This window comes from Candidatus Hodarchaeum mangrovi (genome assembly GCF_975850365.1).
Genome location: NZ_CDLCQJ010000146.1, coordinates 1 through 3,477 on the forward strand (window position 1 = coordinate 1; position 3,477 = coordinate 3,477).

3 protein-coding genes are annotated in these 3,477 nt (G+C 33.3%); 1 reads left to right on the plus strand and 2 read right to left on the minus strand.

What is annotated here, in order from left to right; translation table 11 throughout:
- The coding region (locus ACWVCY_RS14065) for a Rab family GTPase (RefSeq protein WP_455143614.1) at window positions 1–500 on the minus strand (500 nt) is incomplete at its 3' end.
- A gap of 227 nt (window positions 501–727) precedes the next feature.
- On the opposite strand from ACWVCY_RS14065, the gene ACWVCY_RS14070 reads away from it, so the two are divergent.
- A complete protein-coding gene (locus ACWVCY_RS14070) occupies window positions 728–1,552 on the plus strand; it encodes an exosortase/archaeosortase family protein (protein WP_455143616.1) in 825 nt (274 codons plus the stop codon).
- A 53-nt stretch (window positions 1,553–1,605) separates the two neighbouring features.
- Here the strand turns inward: ACWVCY_RS14070 and ACWVCY_RS14075 are convergent, their stop codons facing one another.
- Window positions 1,606–3,342, minus strand: a complete 1,737-nt coding sequence (locus ACWVCY_RS14075) for a hypothetical protein (RefSeq protein ID WP_455143618.1) — start codon at window positions 3,340–3,342, stop codon at window positions 1,606–1,608.
- Window positions 3,343–3,477 lie beyond the last annotated feature (135 nt).

Here is a 3,477-nt window from a genome sequence, read left to right on the forward strand (position 1 = left end):
ACTATACGCCAAGCTAAATCTAGGAATGCTTCCTCAACACCTGTTCCATCTAATGCTGATGTTTCAGTATAGGTTGCTGAAATACGTTCTGCCAATTCTTTTGCCTCCTCAACTGAAACTTGACGTTCATGTTCAAGATCAAGCTTGTTACCAATAAGCATTAGGGGTACTTTACCCGCTTTTTTCGTAAAATCACTATACCACTTATCCATTTCGTGCATAGTTGTTTTACGAGTTAGATCAAATACTAAAATCCCCCCACGAGAATGAAGATAATATTGAGTGCGAATATTGCGAAAGGAATCTTGTCCTGAAAGATCCCATAATTGTATTGTCATTCTGGTTCCTTCTTCAAGTTCAAGGCGTTTTAAAAGAAAATTCGATCCAATAGTTGTGATATATTCGTGTGAAAAGGTATGTTCAACATATCGACGAATCAAGGAAGTCTTTCCCACACTACCTTCTCCAAGCATAACAATTTTACACGAATAATGAACCATTTAATGCACCTGTTCACTATATTCCCTAATTATTATGAAGTTGAGTAGATAAATGCATATATTCCATTAAAGGCTCTGGTTTTAAAAATTGCATTAAACATATAAAAACTTACTAGATACTCTATTGAAGTTCAAGAATAATATTCAAAATAAGAAAACATTATCTTTAAAAATATATTTAATCTCGTTTATCTAGTTTCTAAAGATTAAATAAAGAAGAATTGCCAATGAAGAAATCTTATATCCTAATTCTTATGAGTGCATTCTCTCTCCTTTTTGAAACACAAGAGATACTTATTAAATTTATTATTTTCATCCTAGAACTTTCTTTTTGGAACAAGCTTTTAAAAATAAAAAATAAACAAGTAACACAAACCATATTGATGATAGGAGTTTTATTTATCGTAATAATTCATTTTTTCACTATTATTCGGGACGACTGGTTTATAACTCTAATGATTAATATTTCTGTGAATGGTACTATATTAATCTACAGATATGGAATGGAAATCATATCCATTGGACTAATCGTGACTCTTGGGGTTATTATATCTAGAATATCACATCAATCCTTCACCCGCAATCTTCCTGTCATGTTTTGTTTGGTTTCTGGAATGCTTAGTCTAACAATATTATTAGGACAAATCTTTAATTTTTCTCTAAATAGACTAAATAGTGGAGTACTAGAAATAAAAGTTCATAATGAAGTTATTAATTTCGAGATAATTGAGTCTTGTTCTGGAATTCAAAGTTTAACTATTTTTATAATTTGTTTCCTTATATTCACCTTAATAACAAGACAAAAATGGGATTTAGAAGCATTTCCTGTTTTAACACTAGGACTAATTGGTTGTATTGGTGTAATTTTCTTGAATGCTATTCGAATAACAATTTTAATCTGGATTAGTTCCATTATGGGAGAAGAAGCAATCAGTACCATACACCTTGTATTAGGAGCTGTTTTACTTCTAATATATTTAACAAGTTTTTGGAGCTCAATATGGAATTATCTACTGAAAAATTCAAATGAAAATATGAAAATTCTCTCCTAAATTTGGGTAAAAAGACTAATTCTGATGTACATCTATTGTTGATTTTCCTTAAATTATTTAACTTGATCTAAGCGAGCAATTATTTTTCCACAGGAAGCACATCTGTCAGGAATACTAAAACGATCCCTTACTTCAAAAATAGTATTACATTCACCACACTTCCATTTTGTAGGAAGTAGAAGTTCAGATTCAAGTAAAATTAGTATAGAGGTAAATCTATTAAGAATTTGTTCAGTTTTACCACTAATTTGACCGATATCACTAGATTTATGAAGATCCTGGGGAGATTCTGGGTTAATCATTTGATCCATGTCTTTTAATAGATTTTCGAACTGCTTGATGATATCTTCACGAGTAGGGTGATTATCCAAAAAATCTCGTGATTTAATCCAGTTAATTAAAAAACGAAGTTGTTCAAGAATAGCTAAAGTCTGGATTATCCCCATTTCTTTTGAGTCAATGTCAGCCATTTTTTGGATATCATTATTTAAATCAAATAGATAGGTTTTTAGATCCCCTTGAAGCGGTAACTGAGTATAAAGTCTTAAAAGCGTTAAATAATGAGAGAATTGTTTGTCAGGGTCAGCTTTTATTTCAACAGAACTTGTAATCTCTCTGATTTGGGTTTTATCACATCCATGTAGATCATTTTCTTTATCAATAGGAGTTTTCCATCGAGAACGGATAGCTATTTGGTTACCACGAGTATAAGAATGATCTACAGGCTCTTTAACTTTTGATGATAGACATTCCCAGTAAGAATAGTTAGATTTTTCATCATCTAGCACAAGTAGTTCAGCCTCAGCCCCACAATATTCACAGCCGTCAATAAATTCCTCTTCAGACCTATTCATCTTGCCACAGGAAAAACAATAAAAATATATATACTCAGTAGTGAATTTACCAAAAGTTCCAGTACCCGTAACCTGTGAATCGTCAGCAGCACGACGCATTCGTGCAAATAGAGAATCAGAATCATCTAACATCGCAGATAATGAAGAACCAAGGCCCTCTTGGGCTTCTGTACGTTCTTTTTCTTGTTTTTTCTTTAAGAGATAAGCTTCTCGTTCATCTGGAGTCATTTTTTCAATCATTCGGAGTTCTTTGACACGATTTTGAAGTCGGTTTCTATCTAGAGGAGATAAAGCTTCAAGGAAATCAGGAGGAAGAGAATTAATTTCATCTAAAGACATCTCTTCAAAATCAGTACGTAATTCACTCATAGTACCAGGAGAAACAACAGTTTGACTAAGTAATGAACCAGGGGGCGGTGGTGGAGGAGAAGTAGCACCAATTGAAGGAGCTCTTGGAATAGCTGAGGGTGGAACAGATGGTACAACAGAAATGGGTGTGGATACTCTAGTAGTAAGAACTGCTGTGTTTCGACGTATTGCTTCAATAACCCGCTGTTCTAATTCATCAAGAAATCCAGCAGTAAGAGAAAAGCTCTTTTGTTGTTCATTTAAGATTTTTTGTACCTCGAATATGATGTGTTGGGAGATGGCGTCCAAACGAGGAAACATAGAAGAGAGAATATCATACATAACCCATTGTTCAACCTCAGAAAAATTTTTATAGGGATCCTGAGGGAGAGAACGCATAGTAGGATACATTTCAGATTCACTAAGGTTACGTTTTGCCCATGACCAGATGGTTGGCTTCTTTTTCTCATCACCTAGGAGATCTCGAGCAATTTGGGCAAAAGAATGTTTAGCTATACGACGTTTGACAATTTCGGTTTTTCGGCGATCAGATTTCCATGAATACCAGTCGTGGTCAGAGTTAGACATAACAAAATTTCCACCAAAAAAAGTAACGTTCATATGAACAAAGTTCGAATGTTCATATATATATTTCCAAATAATTCACAAAATGAAATCTAAGGGATGATGATTTCTAAAAAATTAAAGTTTGATAATTTTCAT